The organism is Brevundimonas sp. AAP58, from assembly GCF_001295975.1.
GTDB lineage: Bacteria > Pseudomonadota > Alphaproteobacteria > Caulobacterales > Caulobacteraceae > Brevundimonas.
The window spans coordinates 1-23,809 of sequence record NZ_LJHU01000018.1; the positions used below are offsets into that span (position 1 = coordinate 1).

The 23,809-nt window shown below is 67.2% G+C and carries 22 protein-coding genes; 11 read left to right on the forward strand and 11 right to left on the reverse strand.

Features of this window, described 5'->3' with window-relative positions; translation table 11 throughout:
- The 3 genes from thrS to IP78_RS02725 form a co-directional block, all read left to right on the forward strand.
- A partial coding sequence (gene thrS / locus IP78_RS02715; protein ID WP_054110282.1) for a threonine--tRNA ligase occupies positions 1-1,894 on the forward strand: 1,894 nt, incomplete at its 5' end.
- 1,457 nt (positions 1,895-3,351) lie between these two features.
- Positions 3,352-4,353 (forward strand): LLM class flavin-dependent oxidoreductase, encoded by a 1,002-nt coding sequence (locus IP78_RS02720; protein WP_054110177.1) that lies wholly within the window; start codon positions 3,352-3,354, stop codon positions 4,351-4,353.
- 106 nt (positions 4,354-4,459) lie between these two features.
- Complete coding sequence (locus IP78_RS02725; RefSeq protein WP_054110178.1) at positions 4,460-4,960, forward strand: ferritin-like domain-containing protein; 501 nt, start codon at positions 4,460-4,462, stop codon at positions 4,958-4,960.
- 253 nt (positions 4,961-5,213) lie between these two features.
- Here IP78_RS02725 and IP78_RS02730 read toward each other — a convergent pair whose 3' ends face one another.
- A complete protein-coding gene (locus IP78_RS02730) occupies positions 5,214-5,861 on the reverse strand; it encodes a CAP domain-containing protein (protein ID WP_082384805.1) in 648 nt (215 codons plus the stop codon).
- A gap of 120 nt (positions 5,862-5,981) precedes the next feature.
- Between IP78_RS02730 and IP78_RS02735 the strand changes: the two genes are divergently transcribed.
- Both IP78_RS02735 and IP78_RS02740 read left to right on the forward strand, forming a co-directional pair.
- Positions 5,982-7,187 (forward strand): acetyl-CoA C-acetyltransferase, encoded by a 1,206-nt coding sequence (locus tag IP78_RS02735; protein WP_054110283.1) that lies wholly within the window; start codon positions 5,982-5,984, stop codon positions 7,185-7,187.
- Positions 7,188-7,380: 193 nt separating this feature from the next.
- On the forward strand, positions 7,381-9,555 hold the full coding sequence (locus tag IP78_RS02740) for a 3-hydroxyacyl-CoA dehydrogenase NAD-binding domain-containing protein (RefSeq protein WP_054110180.1): 2,175 nt from the start codon (positions 7,381-7,383) through the stop codon (positions 9,553-9,555).
- A 75-nt stretch (positions 9,556-9,630) separates the two neighbouring features.
- On the opposite strand, the gene IP78_RS02745 is transcribed toward IP78_RS02740, so the two are convergent.
- Entirely contained in the window at positions 9,631-9,960 is a 330-nt protein-coding gene (locus IP78_RS02745) for a hypothetical protein (RefSeq protein WP_054110181.1), read from the reverse strand.
- A 102-nt stretch (positions 9,961-10,062) separates the two neighbouring features.
- On the opposite strand from IP78_RS02745, the gene IP78_RS02750 reads away from it, so the two are divergent.
- A complete protein-coding gene (locus tag IP78_RS02750; RefSeq protein ID WP_054110182.1) occupies positions 10,063-11,028 on the forward strand; it encodes an alpha/beta fold hydrolase in 966 nt (321 codons plus the stop codon).
- Positions 11,025-12,224: an NAD(P)/FAD-dependent oxidoreductase gene (locus tag IP78_RS02755; RefSeq protein WP_255350731.1), complete on the forward strand. Its 1,200-nt coding sequence runs from the start codon at positions 11,025-11,027 to the stop codon at positions 12,222-12,224. Before IP78_RS02750 ends, IP78_RS02755 begins: the two co-directional genes overlap by 4 nt.
- Positions 12,225-12,640: 416 nt before the next feature.
- On the opposite strand, the gene IP78_RS02760 is transcribed toward IP78_RS02755, so the two are convergent.
- On the reverse strand, positions 12,641-12,877 hold the full coding sequence (locus tag IP78_RS02760) for a zinc-finger domain-containing protein (RefSeq protein ID WP_054110183.1): 237 nt from the start codon (positions 12,875-12,877) through the stop codon (positions 12,641-12,643).
- Between the two features lie 105 nt (positions 12,878-12,982).
- Here IP78_RS02760 and IP78_RS02765 point away from each other — a divergent pair, with 105 nt between their 5' ends.
- The 4 genes from IP78_RS02765 (at position 12,983) to IP78_RS02780 (ending at position 15,789) form a co-directional block, all read left to right on the forward strand.
- Positions 12,983-13,957: an ABC transporter ATP-binding protein gene (locus IP78_RS02765; protein ID WP_054110184.1), complete on the forward strand. Its 975-nt coding sequence runs from the start codon at positions 12,983-12,985 to the stop codon at positions 13,955-13,957.
- Positions 13,958-13,971: 14 nt separating this feature from the next.
- Positions 13,972-14,646 (forward strand): hypothetical protein, encoded by a 675-nt coding sequence (locus tag IP78_RS02770; RefSeq protein WP_054110185.1) that lies wholly within the window; start codon positions 13,972-13,974, stop codon positions 14,644-14,646.
- Between the two features lie 142 nt (positions 14,647-14,788).
- Positions 14,789-15,166, forward strand: coding sequence for a response regulator transcription factor (locus IP78_RS02775; RefSeq protein ID WP_231680893.1), 378 nt, complete (start codon positions 14,789-14,791; stop codon positions 15,164-15,166).
- 89 nt (positions 15,167-15,255) lie between these two features.
- On the forward strand, positions 15,256-15,789 hold the full coding sequence (locus IP78_RS02780; RefSeq protein ID WP_054110187.1) for a DUF4199 domain-containing protein: 534 nt from the start codon (positions 15,256-15,258) through the stop codon (positions 15,787-15,789).
- On the opposite strand, the gene IP78_RS02785 is transcribed toward IP78_RS02780, so the two are convergent.
- The 8 genes from IP78_RS02785 to IP78_RS02820 form a co-directional block, all read right to left on the reverse strand.
- Positions 15,786-16,184 (reverse strand): hypothetical protein, encoded by a 399-nt coding sequence (locus IP78_RS02785; RefSeq protein ID WP_054110188.1) that lies wholly within the window; start codon positions 16,182-16,184, stop codon positions 15,786-15,788. The genes IP78_RS02780 and IP78_RS02785 overlap by 4 nt on opposite strands.
- 36 nt (positions 16,185-16,220) lie before the next feature.
- Positions 16,221-17,216 carry a biotin synthase BioB gene (gene bioB / locus IP78_RS02790; RefSeq protein ID WP_054110285.1) on the reverse strand — a complete coding sequence of 332 codons (996 nt, stop codon included), beginning with the start codon at positions 17,214-17,216 and terminating at the stop codon, positions 16,221-16,223.
- 44 nt (positions 17,217-17,260) lie between these two features.
- Positions 17,261-18,583, reverse strand: coding sequence for an amidohydrolase family protein (locus IP78_RS02795; protein ID WP_054110189.1), 1,323 nt, complete (start codon positions 18,581-18,583; stop codon positions 17,261-17,263).
- A gap of 224 nt (positions 18,584-18,807) precedes the next feature.
- Entirely contained in the window at positions 18,808-20,202 is a 1,395-nt protein-coding gene (lpdA, locus tag IP78_RS02800) for a dihydrolipoyl dehydrogenase (RefSeq protein WP_054110190.1), read from the reverse strand.
- Positions 20,203-20,212: 10 nt separating this feature from the next.
- Complete coding sequence (locus tag IP78_RS02805) at positions 20,213-20,578, reverse strand: type II toxin-antitoxin system VapC family toxin (RefSeq protein ID WP_054110191.1); 366 nt, start codon at positions 20,576-20,578, stop codon at positions 20,213-20,215.
- Positions 20,572-20,790 carry a ribbon-helix-helix protein, CopG family gene (locus IP78_RS02810; RefSeq protein ID WP_054110286.1) on the reverse strand — a complete coding sequence of 73 codons (219 nt, stop codon included), beginning with the start codon at positions 20,788-20,790 and terminating at the stop codon, positions 20,572-20,574. The genes IP78_RS02805 and IP78_RS02810 overlap by 7 nt, the downstream gene beginning before the upstream one ends.
- 61 nt (positions 20,791-20,851) lie before the next feature.
- Positions 20,852-22,549, reverse strand: a complete 1,698-nt coding sequence (locus IP78_RS02815) for a 2-oxo acid dehydrogenase subunit E2 (protein ID WP_082384806.1) — start codon at positions 22,547-22,549, stop codon at positions 20,852-20,854.
- A complete protein-coding gene (locus tag IP78_RS02820) occupies positions 22,549-23,619 on the reverse strand; it encodes an alpha-ketoacid dehydrogenase subunit beta (protein WP_082384814.1) in 1,071 nt (356 codons plus the stop codon). Before IP78_RS02820 ends, IP78_RS02815 begins: the two co-directional genes overlap by 1 nt.
- Positions 23,620-23,809: the final 190 nt, after the last annotated feature.

Sequence of the window (23,809 nt, forward strand, 5' to 3'; positions counted from 1 at the left end):
GCGAGACTCCCCCGCCGGTTCGACTGCGCGCGACGTGGCGGCCGCCATCTCGCCCTCGCTGGCCAAGAAGGCGGTGCTGGCCGAGCTGAACGGCGAGCAGCGCGACTTGAACCGGGTGCTGGAGACGGGCGGTTCCTTCCGCCTGATCATGCGCGACGACCCCGAGGCGCTCTACACCATCCGCCACGACACGGCCCATGTGCTGGCCGAGGCCGTGCAGACGCTGTTCCCGGGCACCCAGGTCACCATCGGCCCGGCCATCGAGGACGGCTTCTATTACGATTTTTACCGCGAGACGCCCTTCTCGACCGACGACTTCGCCGCCATCGAGAAGGAGATGGCGAAGATCGTGGACCGGGACGCGAAGTTCGAGCGCGAGGTCTGGGACCGGGACGAGGCCATCCTGTTCTTCGAGGCGCGCGGCGAGAGCTTCAAGGCCGAGCTGATCCGCGACCTGCCCGAAACCGAGACCATCACCCTGTATCGCCAGGGCGAGTGGATCGACCTGTGCCGGGGGCCGCACTTCCCCTCCACGCGTCACGTCGGCAAGGCCTTCAAGCTGACCAAGCTGGCCGGGGCCTATTGGCGCGGTGACTCGAACCGCGAGCAACTGCAGCGCATCTACGGCACCGCCTGGGCGACCAAGGAGGATCTGGACGCCTATCTGAAGCGGCTGGAGGAGGCCGAGAAGCGCGATCACCGCCGCATCGGCCGCCAGATGGAGCTCTTCCACATGCAGGAAGAGGGCCGGGGCATGGTCTTCTGGCACCCCAAGGGCTGGGTGCTGTGGCAGGTGATCGAGGCCTATATGCGCCGCCGCCTGGACGCCGCCGGCTATGTCGAGGTCAAGACGCCCCAGGTGCTGGACCGCAAGTTCTGGGAGGCCTCGGGCCACTGGGAGAAGTACCGGCCCAATATGTTCGTGTGCGAGACGGTCGAGGGGGAAACGCTCAGCCTCAAGCCGATGAACTGTCCGGGCCATGTGCAGATCTTCGGCATCGGCCAGAGGTCCTATCGCGAACTGCCGCTGCGCATGGCCGAGTTCGGCGCGTGCCACCGCTATGAGCCGTCCGGGTCGCTGCACGGCCTGATGCGGGTGCGCGGCTTCACCCAGGACGACGCCCACATCTTCTGCCGCGAGGACCAGATCGTGGAGGAGACGGCGAACTTCATCGCGCTCGCCCGCTCGGTCCACGCCGACCTCGGCATGGAGACCGCCTACATCAGCCTCGGCACCCGGCCCGAGGTGCGCGCCGGCACGGACGAATTCTGGGACAAGGCCGAGGCCCTGATGGCCGAGGCGGCCCGCGCGGCCGGGACCGAGCCGGTGGTGACCGAGGGCGACGGCGCCTTCTACGCGCCCAAGCTGGATTTCGTGGTCAAGGACGCCATCGGCCGCGAATGGACCTGCGGCACCATCCAGCTGGACTATGTCCTGCCCGAACGTCTGGGCGCGGAGTACGTCGGCGAGGACGGCGGCAAGCACCGGCCGGTCATGCTGCACCGGGCCATCCTGGGCAGTTTCGAGCGGTTCATCGGCATCATGATCGAGAACTACGCCGGGGCCTTCCCCCTGTGGCTGGCGCCGGTCCAGGCCGTGGTGGCGACCATCACCTCCGACGCCGACGACTATGCCCACCAGGTCGCCGCCCGGTTCAAGGCCGCCGGCCTGCGCGTCGAGACCGACCTGAGGAACGAGAAGGTCGGCTACAAGGTGCGCGAACACTCGGTCGGCAAGGTCCCCGTCATCGCCGTCGTCGGCCGCTCCGAGGCCGAAAAGGGCGAGGTGGCGATCCGGCGGCTGGGCTCGCAGGAGCAGACGGTGGTCAGCCTGGACGAGGCCATCCGCATCCTGACAGTGGAGGCGACGCCGCCGGATTTGAGGAGGGGGTAATGTATAATGCTGAGAGGCGTCGGGGCCGTATCAGGCCCGAGGCGAATCCGCGCGCTCGAGCCTCCGCACGTCAGGAGGGGTACCGCCCGAGAAAATCGTCCAATGTTAGGCTTATGGGGCCGTCACTCTCTCGGGGACGGCAGACCGCCTCGAACTGCGCGGCTAACTCTGGCTCCGTCGCCAGGAAATGGATACGTGCCGGCGCAAACGACTGGCGAACGGGGTCTTGTTCGGTGCTCCACGTTGTGCTGCCTCGGTCGATGCGGGTGCCTGCTGCGCAATCGAAAACAGAGAAGGTGTGAGTGTAAAGACCCGCCCGCCCTGACAACACTATTCGCATGATTTCGGGCTCGTTTGGTTCGTCAGGACCAACACGTATCGCAGTCCGCTGCCCAGCCACGATGCCAGTGTGGCGCCAGCCAGATTCCGGTTGGGCTTGACCTCCCACGAGCATGGCCACCAACATCGCGACATGGGTCATCATGGGACAGTTGGGCAGAAGGTTGCGTTAGGATCGACGAACCGGGGGACAAACGTCCCGGATTGTGCCGTTGACTCGTCGGAGAGGTTTGCTCGAGTCACTTGATTCAAATACTGATTTGTATTGGGATTCAGGTATGATGCCGCCGTGTAAATGCTTATTGAGTTCGGAGCAGACCTGTTTTCCACTAGCCATCTCGCGAAGGCGAAATCTCCTGGCGAAGGGATACCTGCGTTAACGCCAGGGTGAGAGTGTATAAATCCGACTGGAATGCTGCCCGCGCAACCGTCAGGGTTAATCGCTACAGTAGGCTGACTATCTGGCTGACCGTCGGGTCCATAGTAGATTATCTGCCTGCCGTCCTCACCGAGAATTGGAGGACCGTCATGGATCGGGCCGAGCATCAAGGTTCCGTCACCAGCTTGGCAGATAAGCGCGCCAAACTCGCGATTTTGTAAGTCTTCTGAGAAACGCGCAAATGCGGCGGCCAAAAGCGCGGAAACAGCGGCACGGGCCATGGCGTCTGAGTCCCATTGTCGGCGACCTTCCTCGCTGGGACACGCTATCTGCTCCTCAGTAAATCCCTCCGGGATCGGCGCATTGGGATCGTCGGTGATCTGTTGTTGCTGGTCTCCAGTGCCCGTGCCTTTCGTTGGCCACTGGATCGTAGCATAGGGGCTCGGTGCACGGCGCGTTTGCCCGTTGACGATTACGTCTCCGACCGTCGTCGGGGGACCAGTGTCTGTCATACGTCGTCTCGGACAAAATTCTTGATCACCCGCTCAAATATATGTGAGAAAGTCTTCAGTATCAATGAAATAATTTGGCACACTGGATCCAACCTAAATCTCGCGTGAAGTATAGCGTTCTAATGCCGACGGCCTACAGATTCATCTCCAGATCTCCGATAAGCAAGCACTCGACGAAGAACTGGATTGCTCCTTAAATCTCGTCTCCCTAGGCCTAAACGCAGCCCATGACCGCCCTCTCCATCCTCGACCTCGCGCCCGTTCCCGAGGGGTCCGACGTGTCGCGGGCGCTGGCCAACACCCTCGACCTGGCCCGCCACGCCGAACGGCTGGGCTATCGGCGCTACTGGCTGGCGGAGCATCACAACATGCCGGGCATCGCCTCGGCGGCGACGTCGGTGGTGATCGGGGCGGTGGCGGCGGCGACGAGGACGATCCGGGTCGGGGCCGGCGGGATCATGCTGCCCAACCATGCGCCCCTCGTCATCGCCGAGCAGTTCGGCACGCTGGCGGCGCTCCATCCCGGGCGGATCGACCTGGGGCTGGGCCGGGCGCCGGGGTCGGACATGGCGACCGCGCGGGCCCTGCGGCGCAACCTCGCCGGCGACGCCGACAGCTTCCCCCAGGACGTGGTCGAGCTCATGCACTGGTTCGAGCCGGCCGAGGAGGGCCAGCGGCTGCGCGCCAATCCCGGCGAGGGGCAGGACGTGCCGATCTGGATCCTGGGGTCGTCGACCTTCGGCGCGCAGCTGGCGGCGCATCTGGGCCTGCCCTATGCCTTCGCCAGCCATTTCGCGCCCGGCGAGATGATGGCGGCGATCCGCCTCTATCGCGAGACCTTCCGGCCCTCGGCGCGGCTGGACCGGCCCTATGTCATGCTGGGCTTCAACGTCTTCGCCGCCGAGACGGACGAGGCGGCGCGGCTGTTGTTCACCTCGGTCCAGCAGGCGTTCGTCAACCTGAGGACCGGGCGGCCCGGCAAGCTGCCGCCGCCGGTCGAGGGCTATGCAGAACGTCTGGACCCGGCGGCGCGGGCCATGATCGACCAGGCCCTGTCGTGCTCGGCAGTCGGAGGCCCCGCGACGGTGCGCGATCAGATGCGGGCCTTCGTCGATCGCACCGGAGCCGACGAGCTGATGATCACCAGCCAGATCTGGGACCATGCCGCGCGGGTCCGCTCGCTGGAAATCCTCGCGGAAACAAGGGCGGACTTGGCCAAGGCGGCCTGACTGGCGGCCAAGCGTGGCCTTAAGTCATTGATTTAACAAGCTTGGCTTTCGGAACGGGGACGGCAGGGCATCGTTCTATGGGCTCATCCCTGGAAGGAGTTGACCCATGGCCGACAAGACCCTCGACACCCTGTTCCACGACACGCTGAAGGACATCTATTACGCCGAGCGCAAGATCCTGAAGTCCCTGCCCAAGATGCAGCGCGCGGCCCAGTCGCCCGAGCTGAAGGCGGCCTTCGAGAAGCACATCGGCCAAACCGAAGGCCAGATCGAGCGCCTGCAGCAGGTGTTCGACATCATCGGCAAGCCGGCACGCGGCAAGACCTGCGACGCCATTGAAGGCATCCTGGCCGAGGGCGACGAGATCGCCGAGGAGTACAAGGGCACGGCGGCGCTGGACGCCGGCCTGCTCGCGGCGGCCCAGGCCGTGGAGCACTATGAGATCACCCGCTACGGCACGCTGAAGCGCTGGGCTCTGGTGCTCGGCATGAAGGACGCGGCCCGCCTGCTGGACGAGACGTTGCAGGAGGAGAGCCAGACCGACACCGACCTCACCGCCATCGCCGACGCCGCCGTCAACGCCGAGGCCATGCAGAAGGCGGCCTGACCTCAGAGCGCCTTGTCATCCCGGAAATCGCGCCAGCGATTATCCGGGACGCAGGGACGCTTTGAAGGGCAAGCCCCGGAAGGTGCGAAGCGCCTGTCCGGGGCAATGGTCGACGATCCACCATTCTCCCGGACAATCGCTGGCGCGATTTCCGGGAGTTTCGGGTTCGGCGACGCCGCGTCCCGGCTTTCCCCCCGGCTCCGGGCCGGGGTTCGGCCGGGATGACAACACAGCGCCAATCCGATGGGTCGGTTCAGGGCCGCCGGCCGTCGACGTTTCCGGGCGGAGAATAGCGGCAGGCGAGCAGCTGCTGGCCCTCGCGCGCCTCGATCGCGCAGCCCACGTGGGTGGTGCCCGACCAGATCAGCTGGGTGTAGTGGCCGACGGCCGTCCAGTTCCCGGTTCGGCTGACGTTCGGAAAGACACCGGGGCGGTAGTCCGTGCGCTGCCGGGTCCAGTCCTCGACCATCTCCTCCGGCGTCCAGACCCGGTCACCCCAGCCGGTCCACAGATTCTCGCCGTGCCCATGCGGACGCGGGTCGTGGGCGAAGCGCCTGGTGGCCATCAGTTCGCGGGCCCAGACGCGCGCCTCGACCTCTAGATCCGCGCTCCAGACAAGCGGCGGCGCCCCGACCCGGCGGCGCTCGGCGTTGTGGGCGTCGAGCAGCCGGACTTCGACCGAGGCCGACGGGCGACTGTCCTGCGGCGGGGTGATGGGGACGACGACCCGGGCGTTTTGCGATGGCGGCTCGATCCAGCGCGGGCCGCCGGGATCGGCGGGCACAGGGACCGGGGCAGGTGCCACGGCTGGGGCTGAAACAGGAGAGGGGCCAATGGCCGGAACAAGGGCGCAAGCCGAGGTCAGGGAGGCGGCGACGGCGGAGGCGGCAAGGCGTATCATGGCGTTCTCAATAGCCGACGCGCGCGGCCGTTCCGTGTCAAGGTAACTCTTATCTTGACGTTGACGTAAACGTCCGCTTTAGAGCCTTCACGCGATCCGTCCTCAATGGAGACCCACACCATGACCGACGCCTATATCTACGACGCGGTTCGAACCCCGCGCGGCAAGGGCAAGAAGGACGGGTCCCTGCACGAGATCACCGCCCTGTCGCTGGCCAGCCAGGTGCTGGAAAGCCTGCGCGACCGCAACGGGCTGGATACGTCGAAAGTCGACGACGTCATCCTGGGCTGCGTCTCGCCAGTCGGCGAACAGGGTGCCGACATCGCCCGCACCGCCGTGCTGAACTCCGGCTGGGCCCAGACGGTCGCCGGTGTCCAGATCAACCGCTTCTGCGCCTCGGGCCTGGAGGCCGTGAACATGGCGGCGGCCAAGGTGAAATCCGGCGAGGCCGACTTCGCCGTCGGCGGCGGCGTCGAGGCGATGAGCCGCGTGCCGATGGGCAGTGACGGCGGGGCCTGGCCGGTCGATCCGTCCAGCGCCTTTTCGACCTATTTCGTGCCCCAGGGCGTGTCGGCTGACATGATCGCCTCCAAGTGGGGCTTTTCCCGCGACGACGTCGACGCCTATGCGGTCGAGAGCCACAAGCGCTCGGCCAGGAGCTGGGCCGAGGGCCGGTTCTCCAAGTCGGTCGTGCCGGTCAAGGACCAGCTGGGCCTGACCATCCTGGACCACGACGAGACCATCCGTCCGAACACGGATATGCAGACCCTGGGCGCGTTGAACCCGTCCTTCGCCATGATGGGCGAGATGGCCTTCGACGCCGTGATCAACCAGCGCTACCCCGAGGTCGAGCGCGTCAACCACGTCCATACGCCGGGCAACAGCTCGGGCATCGTCGACGGATCGGCGGGCGTGCTGATCGGCTCACTGGAAGCCGGCAAGGCCTTGGGCCTGAAGCCGCGGGCGAAGATCCGGGGCGCCGCCTCGATCGGGTCGGAGCCCTCGATCATGCTGACGGGACCCGAGTTTGTGGCCAACAAGCTGCTGGGCAAGCTGGGCATGTCAAAGTCTGACATCGACCTGTGGGAGCTGAACGAGGCCTTCGCCGCCGTGGTGCTGCGCTTCATGCAGGCGCTCGACATCCCGCACGACCAGATCAACGTCTGCGGCGGCGCCATCGCCATGGGCCACCCGCTGGGGGCCACCGGCGCCATGATCACCGGCGTTGTGCTGGACGAGCTGGAGCGCTCGGACAAGGAAACCGCCCTCATCACCCTGTGCATCGGCGGCGGCATGGGCACCGCCACGGTGATCGAGCGGGTTTGATTTTCACGGGGTCGCCCCCTCTTCTCCCTTCCCCTCGAGGGGGAAGGGCCAGGGATGGGGTGGACCCCCGGTCTTTCCGGCGAGCCCGGAAGACTCCGGAGTCTTCGAGTCTGGACGGCGGGCATCCTGCCTCCACCCCATCCCAACCCTTCCCCCTCGAGGGGAAGGGCTTTCGAGAGAAGGCCTGACAGCCATGGAAAACTTCAAGATCGACGTCGACGCCGACGGCATCGCCCTGGTCACCTTCGACGTGCCGGGCCGCTCGATGAACACCCTGACCTCGGGCGTCATGGCCGAGATCCCCCAGGTGGTCGAACGCATCAAGACCGACGACGCCATCAAGGGTGCGGTGCTGACCTCGGGCAAGACCTCGGGCTTCTGCGCCGGGGCTGACCTGGGTGACATGGCCGCGGGGATGCTGACGGGCGGCTCGCTGCAGGACGCCTATGACGCCGGCTGGAAGCTGAACGGGGCGCTGCGCGCGCTCGAGACCTGCGGCAAGCCGGTGGCCGCCGCGATCAACGGTCTGGCGCTGGGCGGCGGGCTCGAACTGACGCTGGCGTGCCACTACCGCGTGGTCGGCGACAGCCCGAAGATCCAGCTGGGCCTGCCCGAGATCAAGGTCGGCCTGTTCCCGGGCGGCGGCGGCACCCAGCGCCTGACGCGTCTGGTCGGCGTGCAGGCGGCGATGATGGCCATGAGCGAGGGCAAGTCCTTCCGCCCCAACGACGCCAAGGGCGCGGGCATCGTCCATGAGGTCGTGCCTGCCGGCACCGAGGTCGAGGCCGCCAAGGCCTGGATCAAGGGCGGCGGCAAGGCCCAGCAGCCGTGGGACGACAAGTCCTTCAAACTGCCCGGCGGCGGCCCCTATCACCCGGCCGGCATCCAGAACTTCCTGGTCGGCAACGCCATGCTGAGGAAGCAGTCCTACGGCAACTATCCGGCCGTCGTGAACCTGATGAAGGCGGTCTATGAGGGCGTGCAGGTACCGATGGATGCGGCGCTGCGCATCGAGACCCGCTACTTCATCAAGACCCTGATGACGCCGCAGGCCCAGGGCATGATCCGCAGCCTGTTCCTGTCCAAGCAGGAGCTGGACAAGGGCGCGGTGCGTCCCAAGGACGTGCCCCAATCGGATCCGAAGAAGGTCACCGTGCTCGGCGCTGGCATGATGGGCGCGGGCATCGCCTATGTGAACGCCATGGCGGGCATCCAGACCATCCTGATCGACCGCGACCAGGAAAGCGCCGACAAGGGCAAGGCCCATGTCGAGGACCTGCTGAAGAAGCGCCTGTCGCGCGGCCAGCTGACCCAGGACAAGTACGACGCCCTGCTGGCATCCGTGATCGCCACCACCGACTATGACCACATCAAGGGCTCGGACCTGGTGATCGAGGCGGTGTTCGAAAACCGCGAGATCAAGGCCGATGTGACCAGGCGCGCCGAGGCCCAGCTCACGCCCGGCGCCGTGTTCGGATCCAACACCTCGACCCTGCCGATCACGGGCCTGGCCGAGGCCTCGGTCCGGCCTGAGGACTTCATCGGCATCCACTTCTTCTCGCCCGTCGACAAGATGATGCTGGTCGAGATCATCATGGGGGCCAAGACCGGCCAGGCCGCGCTCGCCAAGGCGCTGGACTACGTCATGAAGATCAAGAAGACGCCGATCGTCGTCCAGGACGGCCGCGGCTTCTACACCTCGCGCTGCTTCGGCACCTATGTCGCCGAGGGCCTGGCCATGCTGGAGGAGGGCTATGCCCCGGCCCTGATCGACAACATCGGCCGCATGACCGGCATGCCGCGTGGCCCGCTGGAGATGCACGACGACGTGGCGCTGGACCTGTCGGTCAAGATCGCCAAACAGACCGCCGAGGACCTGGGCGACGCCTATGTGCCGCTGCCCGGCTGGAAGATCGTCAAGACGATGGTCGAGGACCTGGGCCGCTATGGTCGCAAGAACGGCAAGGGCTTCTACGATTACGACACCAAGCCCAAGACCCTGTGGAAGGGTCTGTCGGACCTGGCGCCGGTCACCATCAACGACTCGACGCCCGAGATGGTCGAGGACCAGAAGCGGCGCCTGATCTTCCGTCAGGCCGTCGAGGTCGCCCGCTGCTGGGAAGAGGGCGTGATCGACGACCCGCGCGAGGCCGACGTCGGCGCCATCCTGGCCTGGGGCTTCGCGCCCTGGACCGGCGGCCCGATCACCTACATCGACCAGATGGGCGCCAAGGCCTTCGTCGAGCAGGCCGATGCCTATGCCGCGAAGTACGGCGAGCGGTTCAGCCCGCCGCAGCTGCTCCGCGACATGGCGGCCAAGGGCGAGACCTTCTACGGCCGGTTCACGGGGCAGAAGGCGGCGGCCTGACCGTCAGCCAGATTTGAAGCAGAAACGGCCCCGGGATCGCTCCCGGGGCCGTCTTCGTTTCCTCAGGCACCTGGATCAGGAGCCGGTGAACTCGAACTCCTGGCCGTCGATCTCGCACATGTTGACGCGCTCGACATAATCCGATCCGTCGTCGAATGTATAATAGAAGTCGTACATGCAGTCTTCGAGGCCATCGTCGATTGTTATCTCGACCGAGTCACCAGGCTCGACCTGGTAATCCAGGATGTTGTCGCTCCATTCATCGGACGAAGACTGTCCGTACAGGATCGAATCGATGGTCGCGTTCGAGTTGTTGACGATCGAGAACGAGACTGAGCCCGTCTGGGCCGATGCAGGCAGGGCAAAGGCGACGCAGGCGGCGGCGGCCAGGAACAGGTTACGCATTGAGATTTCCCCCGCAACGGACGGTGTGTCCGCGCTGTGTCATCCGGTGTAACCGAGATCGGTCACTGCACAAGTCCGGCCGAACCTGGAAAGATCGCCGTCATGCAAACTCGTCACATCGCGACCGACGGCCTGGTCCAGCGCGTACTGGAGGCGGGCCCCGAAGACGCACCTCTCGTCCTGCTGATCCACGGCTTTCCCGAGCTGGGGATCAGCTGGCGCGCTCAGGTCGCGGCGTTGGCGCAAGCCGACTATCGCGCGGCCGCACCCGACATGCGCGGCTATGGCGGCACCAACAAGCCGGAACGAACGGAGGATCATACCATCCTGCAGCTGGTCGGCGACATGGTCGATCTGGTGCGGGCATTGGGGCATCAGACCTGCGTCGTCGTCGGCCACGACTGGGGCGCGCCGGTCGCCTGGCACTGCGCCCTGATGCGGCCCGACGTGTTCACGGCGGTGGCGGGGCTGTCGGTGCCGTTCCAGCCGCGCCGGGCGGCCGGGCCGCCGACACCGGCGATGGCTGCGATCTCGAAGCGGCTGGGCCGGGGCGAGCTCTACATGAACCAGTTCCAGAACCCGGACGCGCACCGCATCTTCGAGGCCGATGTGGCGGCGGGCCTGCGCAAGGGCTTCTACGCCTATGACGGGGCGACGCCGGACGGCCGCCAGTCGACGGGTTTCATCGCCCCGGGCCACGACTTCCTGTCCGAAATCCCCGACGACGCCACCCTGCCGCCGTGGATGAGCGAGGATCACTTCGCGGAGTATGTGAAGGCCTTCACCGCCTCGGGCTTCAAGGGGCCGATCGACTGGTATCGGTGCCTGGACCTGAACTGGTCGCTGACGGCCTTCCTCCAGGGGCAAAAGATCACCCAGCCGTCCATGTTCATGGTGGGAGAGCGCGATCCCGTGCGCCACTACGCCGGCCAGCACGAGGCCGGACTGAAGGACTGGCTAACCGATCTGCGCAGCCAGACCGTGCTGCCCGGCGCCGGCCACTGGTTGCAGCAGGAGCGGCCGGATGAGGTCAACGCCGCTCTCCTCTCTTTCCTGGGTTCGCTGTGAACCCACGACCCCAGACCTTCGACGTTGTCATCGTCGGCGCGGGCGCCGCCGGGATGATGTGCGCCATCGAGGCCGGGCGGCGCGGACGGCGCGTATTGGTCGTCGACCACGCGCGCGCGCCGGGCGAGAAGATCCGCATCAGCGGTGGCGGCCGATGCAACTTCACCAATCTGGAGGCCGGGCGGACCGACCGGTTCCTGGGCACCAACCCCCGGTTCGCGAGCTCGGCGCTGGGGCGATTCACACCCGCCGACTTCATCGCCCGCGTGGACCGGGCCGGCATCGCCTGGCACGAGAAGACTCTCGGCCAACTCTTCTGTGATGACAGCGCCAAGCAGATCATCCGTATGCTGACCGATGACATGCGGGCGGCGAGGGTTGAACTGCGACTGGGCACGGCGGTGGAAACCTATGACCGGTCTGGCGAGCGGTTCGACCTGACCCTGTCGGACGGCTCGGCCGTGTCGGCGGCATCGCTGGTGGTGGCGTCCGGCGGCAAGTCGATCCCCAAGATGGGGGCCACCGGCTGGGGCTATGAGGTGGCGCGCCACTTCGGCCTGACGGTGACCGAGACCCGGCCCGCGCTCGTGCCCCTGACGTTCGAGCACGGGCTGCTGGAACAGACGACACCGCTGGCGGGCGTCGCGGTCGACGCCGTCGTCAGCCATGGCCGGACCAGGTTCGAGGAGGCCATGCTGTTCACCCATCGCGGCCTGTCCGGCCCGGCGATCCTGCAGATCAGCAGCTACTGGCGCGAGGGCGATCCGATCACGGTGTCGATGGCTCCGGGCGTTCCGGTGCTGGAGCGGTTGAAGGCGAGAAAGGCCGAGAACGGCGGCAAGCAAGCCGTCCATACGGCGCTGTCGGAGATCGTGCCTCGCCGTCTGGCCGAGACCCTAGCCGCTCGCGAAGGGGCCAACGGCAAGCTGGCGGAGGTGGGCGACAAGGTGCTGGCGCGACTGGAGACCGCCGTGAATGCCTGGACCGTCAAACCCGTGGGCTCGGAGGGCTATCGCACGGCCGAAGTCACTCTGGGCGGCGTCGCCACGGACCAGCTGGACCAGAAGACGATGGAAGCGAAAGCCGTGCCCGGCCTGTTCTTCATCGGCGAGGTCGTCGACATCACCGGCTGGCTGGGCGGCTATAACTTCCAGTGGGCCTGGAGTTCGGGCTGGGCGGCCGGGCAGGTCGTCTAGGCCTCAATAGCCTCGACGGAGCGCTTGATCGGTCGCTTGATTGAGCCCGGTCCTGCGTCCGCTCGCACCCTGAGCCATTCGGGCATTGAAACCGCCACTACGGCAGACATAGTCGCCACCGCCGCGTCGGGCGTCGGGTCGCCTTGCAACGAGCACACCGCCGAGCCCATCGCACTGGGCGGTCAGCTCGGCGAGGGTGGCGGGCGGGCTCGCGGGGGCCGTCGCGCAGGCGGCGAGGCTAAGGGCGGCCGAACCAAGGATGACGACTGATCGGATCATCGCAGTCTCCCGTAGCCCGCAGTCGATCCTGAAAAACATGCGGCGCTGCAAGGGCCATCAACAGGAGCGCACGAAGCCTTTCGCGCGTCAAGGTTGTCGAGGTCTCGCCCGTCTCGCGAAGACCGTTCTCCGAACCGTCAGTGCGCTTCCGGCGGACGCGCCGCAGGGTCGAGATACTCATTCTCCGGCCGCCCCTTTCCGGCCAGGACGAAGCGTCGGTCGCAGTAGCCGCACTCGACGAAATCCTCGCCGCCCATGTCCAGATAGACGAGCGGGTGACCCAGGACGCCGCCACCGTCGCAGGCCACGCGCTTGGAGGTCACGACGATCTCTTCTGGCGGAAGAACGAGGACATCGGGATGGCGGGGCGGCATGAAGCGATCCGTGGTTTTGGCCGTGGTCTTGGCGCGGGTTGCGCGCGCGCATAGTTAGACGCCACGGCGCGTCGCCGAAAGCCCTCCCGCCACCCGAAAGCCCGCATGACCGAGACCGAAGCCCTGCCCGTCAACGCCATCGAGGTGCGCGGGCTGGAGAAGACCTACGCGGGATCCAAGAAGGCACCGCCCAAAGTGGCGCTGAAGGGCGTCGACCTCGTGATCCCGCGCGGCTCCATGTTCGGCCTGCTGGGCCCAAACGGCGCAGGCAAGTCGACCCTGATCAACATCCTGGCCGGGGTGGTGAACAAGACGGCGGGCCACGCCTCGATCTGGGGCCGCGACATCGACGAGCGCCCTCGCGACGCCCGCGCCGCGCTGGGCGTGGTGCCGCAGGAGATCGTGGCCGACGTCTTCTTCACCCCGCGCGAGGCGCTGGAGGTGCAGGCGGGTTTCTATGGCGTGCCGGCCAATGAGCGGCGCTCGGACGAACTGCTGGCGGCGCTGGGTCTGTCGGACAAGGCCAACGCCTATGTCCGCGCCCTGTCGGGCGGCATGAAGCGCCGCCTGATGGTGGCCAAGGCCCTGGTGCACAATCCGCCGGTCCTGATCCTGGATGAGCCGACGGCGGGCGTGGACGTCGAGCTGCGCCGCCAGCTGTGGGAATACGTCCGCCGCATCAACGCCGAGGGCGTGACCATCCTGCTGACCACCCACTATCTGGAAGAGGCGCAGGAGCTGTGTGACACCATCGCCATCATGAACCGGGGCGAGGTGGTGGCCTGCGAGCCGACGCCCCAGCTTCTGCGCCGTCTGGACACGAGAAACGTCATCGTGACGCCGGAGGGCGAACTGCCCGCGCCGCCGGCGCTCGAAGGCTTCGAGGTGGCCCCTCGCCCGAACGGGGCTTTCGCGGTGACTTACAGAAAGGGCCGGTCGTCGGTGGAGCAGGTACTGGCCGCTGTGCGCGCGGCGGGCGTGACCATCGCCGACATCACCACCGAGGACCCCGACCTGGAAGACGTCTTCGTCGCCCTGACTTATGGTGACCCCAAGGCGGCGGATCCAACGAAGGATTGAGGGAGGACAGGCGGATGCTGAACCGGCTCAGGACGCTGACGGCGGCAACACTGCTCAGCCTCTCCCTGGCGGCCTGCATCACCCAGAGAGAGCAGGTTCTCGCTCCAGACGCGGGCGGCGTCGTGATCCGGGCCGAGACCGGTCGACCTGTGCAGGGAGCACGGGTTCGCTTCGTTGGGCGTGATGCGTTGCCGCCGGCCATCACAGCCGCAGACGGGCGGTTCACCCTTCAAGGGCAGACTGAAAGACGCGTGATCCTCGCCTATCCGATCGGTGGCGTTTACCGCGATACGACAGGCGTGATGGCCTCCGTTCCAGGTCTGGCTGACGCCTATGCTAGCGCTGATTTCGTGAGCGCGGGCCGTCCGGCCTCGGCGATGCATGACATCCCGATCCTGATGTTTCCGGCCGACGCCCCGGACACGCCGCTCCACACCCTGATGGCCGATTGCGTCGGTGAAGCCGAGGAAAGCCATGCTCTCCATCTGGCCACGCATGTGTCGACGCTCGATCCCGGCACCCCTCCGGACTGGCTGACCCCGGACCGGGCCCGGGCGCTTCTGGAGCATCTGAACCGGACCCACCCGTTCTCGCGCTTCCAGACTTGCAGGGAGGCGAGCGAGGCCTACGCCCTCTATTCGTCCGCGACCACAGTACTGGAGATGGTCTTCGCTGCGGATGGAGGCTGAGGCTTGCGAGCCGGCATCGACCGGCGCGGTGATCCGCCAGACATCGACAGCGCAGAGTGACGCTTCGATCCCCCTCCCCCACTCGGACCGGAACCGCTAGCCTTGCGCCATGTGGAAGCGGATCGCGCTTTACGGAGCCCTGTTGGCGTTAGGCGCGGCGGCGCTCCAGTGGCTGGACTACCAGAGGCTGGCGCGCGCCTGGACCACGGAAATCTATATCGGCCTGATCGCGGGAGGATTCCTCGCCCTGGGTCTCTGGCTCGGCCGGGTCCTGTTCGTGAGAGAGGCCGCTCCGTTCGACGGCAACCCACAGGCGCAGGCGGCGCTGGGCATGACCGGGCGCGAGCTGGACGTGCTCAAGGAACTGGCCGAGGGGCGATCCAACAAGGAGATCGGGCGTCGCCTCGGCATCTCGCCCGAGACGGTGAAGACCCACTTGGCGAGGCTCTACGAACGGCTCGGAGCCCGCCGGCGCGCCGAGGCCGTGCTGCGGGCGCGAGAACTCGGCCTCATCCCCTGACCGGACGATTCCGCCCAGATCCCCCGTTCGGGTGATTGCCACACCGATCGGATGGGGCGCTGATGGCGGTCACACGGAGGGAGATTTCCATGCTCAGGACCATTCTCGTCTACGGCCTCGTCGGAGGCCTCATCGTCGGCACCCCCATGCTGCTTCAGGGATTGCTTCTGGAGGAGCATCCGCCCGTGCCGATCGCGATGGCGATCGGCTACACCACCATGCTGATCGCCCTGTCCACGGTCTTCCTGGCCGTGAAGCGGCAGCGAGACACGGTCGGCGGCGGGGTGATCAGGTTCTGGCCCGCGCTCGGCATGGGCCTGGCCATCAGCGCCGTGGCCGGCGTCATCTATGTCCTGACCTGGGAACTGACCCAGGCCCTGACCGGCTACGGCTTCGTCGCCGAATACACCGACACGATGGTGGCCGAAAAACAGGCGACCGGTGCCAGCGCCGAGGAAATCGCCACCCTGCGCGCCCAGATGGCTGACTTCGCGGTGCAGTACGCCAATCCGCTCTATCGCCTGCCGGTGACCTTCATCGAGATCTTCCCGGTCGGCGTGCTGGTCTCGCTGATTTCGGCGGCCCTGCTACGCAATCCGCGCTTTCTTCCAGCGCGGCGCTAGACGACCATTACCGTGCCGAGCAGCAACTTGGCGGCGCCGCGACGTCCGAGGATGATGTTGATCGCCGACTGCAGCTGGGCGGCCAGCCGGTCGACGTTGGGCACCCCACCGGGGAGCAGGCGCTCGGCCTCGCGCTGGACCAGAATGGCGAAGACCGCCCGCACGCGCGGCTGCGCCTGCTGGGCCCGCAGGAAGAGGGCGGGATCGGCGACGTCGACGCCGGTCTCGACGGTCATGACCCCCCGGCGTCCGTCCGAGCGGATCGTGGTCGCGGTGATGGTGGGATAGCGCAGGTAGCCGCCGGTCGACGGCGCGGACCCGCCTCCGGCTCCCGCCAACGCAGGCGTGGCGGCGGCGAGCAACAGTGGGGCGGCGAGAAGGGCGCGACGATCCATGATCGCCGTTCTGCCACGGCGCCGCTTAAGGTCGGGTTACGCAGCGTTCGCCTCGGTGCCGAGCGCCATCGGCCGCAGGTCCAGCTTGGCGAACAGGGCCGCGTCGGCGTCCTCGCCCGGATTGGGCGTGGTCAGCAGGCGGCCACCGACGAAGATGGAGTTGGCGCCGGCGAGGAAACACAGGGCCTGCATCTCCGCGCTCATGCCCTCGCGTCCGGCCGAAAGCCGAACCATGGCCTTGGGGCAGACCAGCCGCGCGACGGCGACGGTGCGGACGAACTCGATGGGGTCGATCTCGCCTTCGCGTTTCACCCGATCGCCCAGCGGCGTGCCCGACACGGGCACGAGCGCATTGACCGGCAGGCTGTCAGGATGCTCGGGCAGGGTGGCCAGCGCGTGCAGCAAACCCGCGCGATCGCGACGGCTCTCGCCCATGCCGACGATGCCGCCGCAGCAGGTCTTCATGCCGGCCGAGCGCACATGCTCCAGGGTGTCCAGCCGATCCTGATAGGTGCGCGTCGTGACGACGTCGGCGTAGTAGTCCGGCCCGGTGTCGAGGTTGTGGTTGTAGTAGTCCAGCCCGGCGTCCTTCAGCTGGCGCGCCTGATCGGCGGTCAGCATGCCCAAGGTCGCGCAGGTCTCCAGACCAAGAGCCTTCACGCCCGCGATCATGGTGGCAAGTTTGGGCGTATCGCGGTCCTTCAGCTCGCGCCAGGCCGCGCCCATGCAGAAACGGCTGGCCCCACCCGCCTTGGCCGCCATGGCCTCGGCGATGACCGAGGTCGCGTCCATCAGCTTTTCGGCCTTCAGCCCGGTGTCGAACGCGGCGGACTGGGAGCAATATCCGCAGTTCTCGGCGCAACCGCCCGTCTTGATCGACAGAAGCTGCGAGGTCTGGACCTCCGACGGATCGAACCAGCGGCGATGGACGCTCGCGGCCTCGAATACCAGATCCATGAAGGGACGGGCGAACAGGGCCTCGACTTCGGTCAGGGTCCAGTCGTGGCGGGGGAGCGCGGGATCGACGGTCATGGGCGCTTCCTGTCCCATGACCGCTGAAGAGGCAACGGCGAAGCTCAGTCTTCGTGCTTGTAGACGCGGCCGTCGCGCATCACGAAGTCGACATCCTTGAGCACGGTAACGTCGCTCAGAGGATCGCCGTCGACGGCGATGATGTCGGCGCGGCGGCCGGGCTCGAGGGAGCCCAGCTCTTCGCCGAGGCCGAGCAGGTCGGCGGCATTGACCGTGGCCGCCTGGATGGCTGTGGCTGGCGTCATGCCGTGCTGGACCATGAGCTCGAACTCGTCGGCGTTGCGGCCATGCATGGACACGCCGGCGTCGGTGCCGAAGGCGATGCGCACGCCGCCGGGCACGGCGCGTTCCAGCGACTGGCCGGTGATGGAGATGCGCCACAGAATCTTGGGCAGGACCTCGGCGGAGTAGGCGTTGGGATCGGCGGCCAGCCGCTCGCGATAGCCGTTCACGGTCGACAGGGTCGGGACGTAGTAGGCACCGGACTCCCGGAACAGCCGGATCGTCTCGTCGTCGAAGATAGTGCCGTGCTCGATGGAGTCCGCGCCGAGCCGCAGCGCCAGGGCGATGCCATCGGCTCCGTGGGCGTGGACCGCGACCCGCTTGCCATACAGATGCGCCGTCTCGATCAGGGCGCGCGCCTCGTCCTCGAACATCTGGGCGCCCAGACCAGCGCCGATCCGGCTGTTCACGCCGCCAGTCGTGGCGATCTTTATGACGTCGACCCCCCGGCTGATCTGCAGCCGCACGGCCTCGCGACACGAGGCCGTGTCGTCGCAGACGTTGTCGTGGTCGGTGTGCTCGCGCAGCTCATCGTTCAGGCCGTTGCGTCCATCCATATGGCCGGCGGTGGTGGAGATGCTGCGGCCCGCATCCACGATGCGCGGGCTGGGCAGGGCGTGGCGCGCGGCGGCGTCGCGCAGCGCCAGAGTCACGCCGTCCCCGTCGCCCAGGTTCCGCACCGTGGTGAAGCCCGCCATCAGGGTGACGCGCGCATTCTCGGCCGCGCGATAGGCCGTGGTCGGCACGCTCTCGGTGAAGCCCGCGATCAGGCCCGCCTGCCCCGCCTGGCTGGTCGCCAGGTGGACGTGGCTGTCGATCAGGCCGGGCAGGACGAAACGGTCGGACAGGTCCACGATCTGTGCGCCCGGAAAGGCGTCGGCGCCCACGATGCCGTCCCGCACCTCCACCACCCGGCCGTCACGGATGACGACGGTGGAGGGGCCCCTCGGTGCCTGGCCGGGTCGGTCCAGCAGACGTCCGGCCTGAACCAGGGTGACCGGACCGGTCGAGGCCGCCTCCTGGGCGACGGCGGCAGTGCCTGCGAGCAGCAGGCTGAGCGCGGCGGCGGCGATGATCGGCTTCATGGGGTCCCTCCAGTTTGTGACGGAGTTAGCCACGCGTGACCGCTCGATCCTAGGTCCAATCGACAGGTCTGCCTCGCTCCGGCTCGGGCGCGACCCGAATGTGCACTTTCATTTTTTGAGTGCACATCGTGCACTTTTCGTCGGTTCGGGCGCGCAAGCGGAATCCCGATGAGCCCGAGGATAGGGCATCGATACGTCAGAATCGGTCGGACGCCGTCCGTCGATCAGATGTGAATGGCGTGGCCCAGAGCGCGCAATGACGCCTCGTGGAAGGCCTCTCCCAGGGTCGGGTGGACATGGATGACGCCCGCGACGTCCTCCAGCACCGCCCCCATCTCCAGCATCTGGGCGAAGCTGTTGGACAGTTCGGCGACGTGCTGGCCGACGGCCTGCAGGCCGAGGATGCGGTGGTCGGTTTTCGACGCGATGACCCGCACGAAGCCGCCGTCCTCGCCCGCCTCGATGGCCAGGGCCCGGCCGATGGCGGCGAGCGGGAAGACCGACTGGATCACGTCGTCGCGGCCCTCGACATCGAGCGGTCCGAGCCCGGCCGAGACGATCTCCGGCTCGGTGAAGCAGACCGCCGCGATCGTCACGGGGTCGAACCGGCGGTCCTTCCCGGCGATGATCTCGGCGACCATCTCGCCCTGGGCCGAGCCCTTGTGGGCCAGCATGGGCTCGCCGGTCAGGTCGCCGACGGCCCAGACGTTCTTCATGCTGGTGGCGCAGCGATCATCGACCTTCACGAACGGCCCGGCCATGGCGACGCCCATGTTCTCGAGGCCCCAGCCGGTGGTGCGCGGCTTGCGACCGACCGTCACCAGCACCTTGTCGGCCGGGATCGACAGGGGCTCGCCGTCCTTTGTGGTGATCGACAGTGCTCCGTCGCCGAACCCGCCCGCACGGGCCCCGAGGAACAGCTGGACCCCGTGCCGCTCCAGCCACTTGTGGACCGGATCGGTCAGGGCCTTGTCGTACAGCGGCAGGATGCGGTCGGCCATCTCGACGATGGCGACCTCGGCCCCCAGCTTGCGATAGGCTATGCCCAGCTCCAGTCCGATATAGCCGCCGCCGACGACGACCAGCTTGCCCGGCACCGCGTCCAGCGACAGGGCCTCGGTCGAGGAGATGACATCGCCGCCGAACGGCAGGAAGGGCAGCTCGACGGCTTCCGACCCCGTCGCCAGGATGACGTGCTCGGCCGTGATGGTGATCGGCCCGTCCTCGGTCTCGACGCGGCAGGTCTTGGCGTCCTGGAAGGTCGCCCAGCCCTTGATGACCTTGACCTTGGCCTTCTTCAGCAGGGCCGCGACGCCGCTGTTCAGCTTGCGGACGATCCCGTCCTTCCACTCGACCGTCTTGGACAGGTCGATGGCGGGCGCGGACGCCGTGATGCCCAGCGTCCCGTCGCCCGCCGCCTTGGCCACGGTCTCGTACTTCGACGCCGCGTGGATGATCGCCTTGGACGGAATGCAGCCGACGTTCAGGCAGGTCCCGCCCAGCCCGTCGCCGCCGTCCACCAGCACGGTCTCCAGCCCCAGCTGGCCGCAGCGGATGCCGGCGACATAGCCGCCGGTGCCCGCGCCGATGATGAGGACCTTTGTCTTGAGCTGCTGCATCGGAAACCTGTCAGAGGGCGTAAGGGGCGCGGACGCCCGGCTCGTCGGCCGGAAAGTCCTTGGTATTGCGAGTGACCAAGAGGCGGCCGGTCGTCTGAGCGGAGGCCCAGATCACCGCGTCAGGAAACTTCAACCGGCGGGCCCTGCGAAGATCCACGGCGCGCTCAGCGACGGCATCGGTCAGACCGACGACGATGAATCGATCAAGAAACTGTCGAGTGCGTTCGGACGAGTCTTCCCCCACTCCAACCATCACTTCAATCCAGGTCACGATGCTGATCGCCGGGCTTGGATATCGTTCGATTTCCGCCGTCGCCTGGGGATAGCCCTTGAGGTGATCGACCAGGATGTTGGAGTCCAGAAGGGCCGCTACCACTCGCTGCGCAGCCTTTCCTGGTAAGCGAGCCCGTCCTCGCCGTCCTTGCCCCACAGGCCGAACGAGTCCGCGAGCGGCGCCGGCTGTTTGTGGCGGGCTACATAGTCGTCGATCGCGGCTCTAATGACCGCCGCGCGGGGCCGCTTCTCGCGCTTGGCCAGAGCGTCCAGCGCGGCGACTTGACCCTCATCGGCGTCCACGAGAATTCGCATGTCGATCTCCGTGATATACGTTGCGTATATCATATAGCGGCGCGGGGATGAACCGCCAGCCTCACCCCATCCACAGCGTCGCGGGCTGCTCGAGCAGACCCTTGATCCGCTGCACGAAGACCGCCGCGTCGTGGCCGTCGACAATGCGGTGATCGAAGCTGGACGACAGGTTCATCATCTTGCGCACGACCATCTGGCCGTCCTTCACCACCACCCGCTCCTGGATCTTGTTGGGGCCGACGATGGCGACCTCCGGGTGGTTGATGATGGGGGTGTGGACGACGCCGCCCAGCGTGCCCAGCGAGGTGATGGTGATGGTCGAACCGGTCAGCTCGTCCCTCTTGGCCGAGCCGTCCTTGGCCGCGCCCGAGACGCGGGCGATCTCGAGCGCCGTGTCGTAGGGGTCGCGCGCCTCCGCGTGGCGGACCACGGGCACCATGAGGCCATTGGGCGTCTGGGCAGCGATGCCCAGATGCACGGCGGCGTGCTGGGTCAGGACCCCGGCCTCGTCGTCGTAGTGGGAGTTGATCGTCGGTTGGTCGCGCAGCGCCACGACGATGGCGCGGGCGATGAAGGGCAGGACGTTCAGCTTGGGCCGATCCGTGCCCTTGTTCTGGGCGTTCAGGTGGGCGCGCAGCTCCTCCAGCGCCGTGACGTCGATCTCCTCGACATAGGTGATGTGGGGGATGCGCCGGACGCTCTCGGCCATCTTCTCCGCGATCTTGCGGCGCAGGCCGATGATGCGGACCTCGGTCGTGCCCTCGGCGCGGGCGTAGGTGGAGCCTGTCGAAGCGGACGCAGCCGGACGCGATCCGCCGGCCAGGAAGGCGTCCAGATCGCCGTGCTCGATGCGGCCGGCGGGGCCGGAGCCGGGGACGAACTGCAGCTCGATGCCGAGTTCGCGGGCACGCTTGCGCACGGCGGGCGAGGCGAGGGGGCGGACGCCGGGGGTCTGGGCCTGCCGCGCGACCGGAGCGGTGGACACCGCCGGAACCGGCTTTGGCTTGGAACTGTCGGTTTTCGGCGCAGGGGCAGCCTTGGCGGCCGGAGCCGGGGTGGGCGCAGCGGCTCTGGCCGAGGCGGCAACGTTTCCGGCGCCTTCAACGTCGAAGCGCACCAGGGGGCCGCCGACCGGAACCTGGGTTCCAGCCTCGCCGTGCAGGGCCGTGACCACGCCCGCGACGGGGCTGGTCAGCTCGACGGTGGCCTTGTCGGTCATCACCTCGGCCAGCAGCTGGTCTTCGGAGACCGCGTCGCCGACCGCGACGTGCCAGGCGACCAGCTCGGCCTCGGCCGTGCCCTCGCCCACGTCGGGGAGTTTGAAGACGTAATTGCCGAGACTCGAGCCCTCCCCCTCGAGGGGGGAGGGTTGGGTGGGGGTGGAGGCACGATCTTCGTCGTCGGACGCGGAGACTCCGTCGGCGTCTTCCTGGGCCGCTTCAGGCAGCGGGGCTCCACCCCCATCCCCGGCCCTTCCCCCCTCGAGGGGGAAGGGAGAAGAAGTGGCATTCCCCGCCCCCTCCACCTCGAACTCGACCAGCGGCCCGCCGACCGGGGACATCACGCCGGGCTCGCCATGTAGAGCCGTGACCTTGCCCGCGACCGGGCTGGTCAACTCCACCGTCGCCTTGTCGGTCATGACGTCGGCCAGGATCTGGTCCTCGGCCACGGTGTCGCCCACGGCGACGTGCCAGGCGACCAGTTCGGCCTCGGCGGTGCCTTCGCCCACGTCGGGCAGCTTGAAGACGTAGCGGCCCATCAGCGTCCTCCCGCCATCACGGATCTCAGGGCGTCGGCGACCCTCTGCGGGCCGGGGAAGTATTCCCACTCGAACGCATGCGGATAGGGCGTGTCCCAGCCGCAGACGCGGGTGATCGGTGCCTCCAGCTCATAGAAGCAGCGCTCCTGCACCAGCGCCGACAGCTCCGCTCCGTACCCGGAGGTTTTCGGAGCCTCGTGCACGATGACGCATCGGCCGGTCTTCTTCACGCTGGCCTCGATGGTCTCGATGTCGAGCGGAACGAGGCTGCGCAGGTCGATGACCTCGGCGTCGACGCCGGCGTGCTCGGCCCCGGCCAGCGACACCCATACCATCGATCCATAGGCCAGGATGGTGACGTCGGCTCCCTCGCGCAAGATGCGCGCCTTGCCGATCGGCTCGACATGTTTGCCGGTCGGCACCTGGGCCAGGGCCTGGGCCTTCCACGGCGAGACCGGGTTCTGGTGCCAGCCGTCGAAGGGGCCGTTGTAGAGGCGCTTGGGCTCGAAGAAGATGACCGGATCGTCGTCCTCGATCGCCGCGGTCAGCAGACCCTTGGCGTCATACGGATTGGACGGGATCACCACCTTCAGCCCGGCGATGTGGGTGAACAGACTTTCGGGCGACTGGCTGTGGGTCTGGCCGCCGAAGATGCCGCCGCCATAGGGGCTTCGCACGACGATCGGGGCGGTGAACTGGCCGGCCGAGCGATAGCGCAGCTTGGCGGCTTCCGAGACGATCTGGTCGTAGGCCGGATAGATGTAGTCGGCGAACTGGATCTCCACGACCGGACGCAGGCCGTATGAGCCCATGCCGATGGCCGCGGCGACGATGCCGCATTCCGAGATCGGAGCATCGAAGCTGCGCGTCAGGCCGTGCTTCTTCTGCAGGTGATCCGTGACCCGGAAGACCCCGCCGAAATAGCCCGCGTCCTCGCCGAAGGAGAGCACGTTGGGGTCCTCGGCCATCTTCACGTCCAGTGCCGAGTTCAGCGCCTGGATCATGTTCATTGGCACGACGGCCGGAGCCTCGGGCGCGTCGGATGCCGGGGCGTTCGATTGAACCTCCATGTCGGGCTCGATGCCATCCTGGATGTCGGCGTCGGTGAAGGTGGCTTCGGTCAATGAAAACCTCCGCTCATCCCGGCGAAAGCCGGGACCCAGTTCTTTTGTGAAGCACAGTGCGCCGGATAACGGCCGGTGCGGATGCGGTTGTTGTCATCGCCCAAAGCACTGGGTCCCGGCTTTCGCCGGGATGAGC

Coding starts and splice junctions, on each gene's coding strand:
- IP78_RS02815 (WP_082384806.1), bottom strand. CDS start 22,549: ATGGGCCGCTACGTCTTCAAGCTGCCCGACGTGGGCGAAGGCACCGCC.
- IP78_RS02740 (WP_054110180.1), top strand. CDS start 7,381: ATGGAAAACTTCAAGATCGACGTCGACGCCGACGGCATCGCCCTGGTC.
- IP78_RS02735 (WP_054110283.1), top strand. CDS start 5,982: ATGACCGACGCCTATATCTACGACGCGGTTCGAACCCCGCGCGGCAAG.
- IP78_RS02810 (WP_054110286.1), bottom strand. CDS start 20,790: ATGCGAATTCTCGTGGACGCCGATGAGGGTCAAGTCGCCGCGCTGGAC.
- IP78_RS02730 (WP_082384805.1), bottom strand. CDS start 5,861: ATGATACGCCTTGCCGCCTCCGCCGTCGCCGCCTCCCTGACCTCGGCT.
- IP78_RS02795 (WP_054110189.1), bottom strand. CDS start 18,583: ATGAAGCCGATCATCGCCGCCGCCGCGCTCAGCCTGCTGCTCGCAGGC.
- bioB (WP_054110285.1), bottom strand. CDS start 17,216: ATGACCGTCGATCCCGCGCTCCCCCGCCACGACTGGACCCTGACCGAA.
- IP78_RS02820 (WP_082384814.1), bottom strand. CDS start 23,619: ATGGAGGTTCAATCGAACGCCCCGGCATCCGACGCGCCCGAGGCTCCG.
- IP78_RS02770 (WP_054110185.1), top strand. CDS start 13,972: ATGCTGAACCGGCTCAGGACGCTGACGGCGGCAACACTGCTCAGCCTC.
- IP78_RS02750 (WP_054110182.1), top strand. CDS start 10,063: ATGCAAACTCGTCACATCGCGACCGACGGCCTGGTCCAGCGCGTACTG.
- IP78_RS02765 (WP_054110184.1), top strand. CDS start 12,983: ATGACCGAGACCGAAGCCCTGCCCGTCAACGCCATCGAGGTGCGCGGG.
- IP78_RS02745 (WP_054110181.1), bottom strand. CDS start 9,960: ATGCGTAACCTGTTCCTGGCCGCCGCCGCCTGCGTCGCCTTTGCCCTG.
- IP78_RS02725 (WP_054110178.1), top strand. CDS start 4,460: ATGGCCGACAAGACCCTCGACACCCTGTTCCACGACACGCTGAAGGAC.
- IP78_RS02720 (WP_054110177.1), top strand. CDS start 3,352: ATGACCGCCCTCTCCATCCTCGACCTCGCGCCCGTTCCCGAGGGGTCC.
- IP78_RS02785 (WP_054110188.1), bottom strand. CDS start 16,184: ATGGATCGTCGCGCCCTTCTCGCCGCCCCACTGTTGCTCGCCGCCGCC.
- IP78_RS02780 (WP_054110187.1), top strand. CDS start 15,256: ATGCTCAGGACCATTCTCGTCTACGGCCTCGTCGGAGGCCTCATCGTC.
- IP78_RS02760 (WP_054110183.1), bottom strand. CDS start 12,877: ATGCCGCCCCGCCATCCCGATGTCCTCGTTCTTCCGCCAGAAGAGATC.
- lpdA (WP_054110190.1), bottom strand. CDS start 20,202: ATGCAGCAGCTCAAGACAAAGGTCCTCATCATCGGCGCGGGCACCGGC.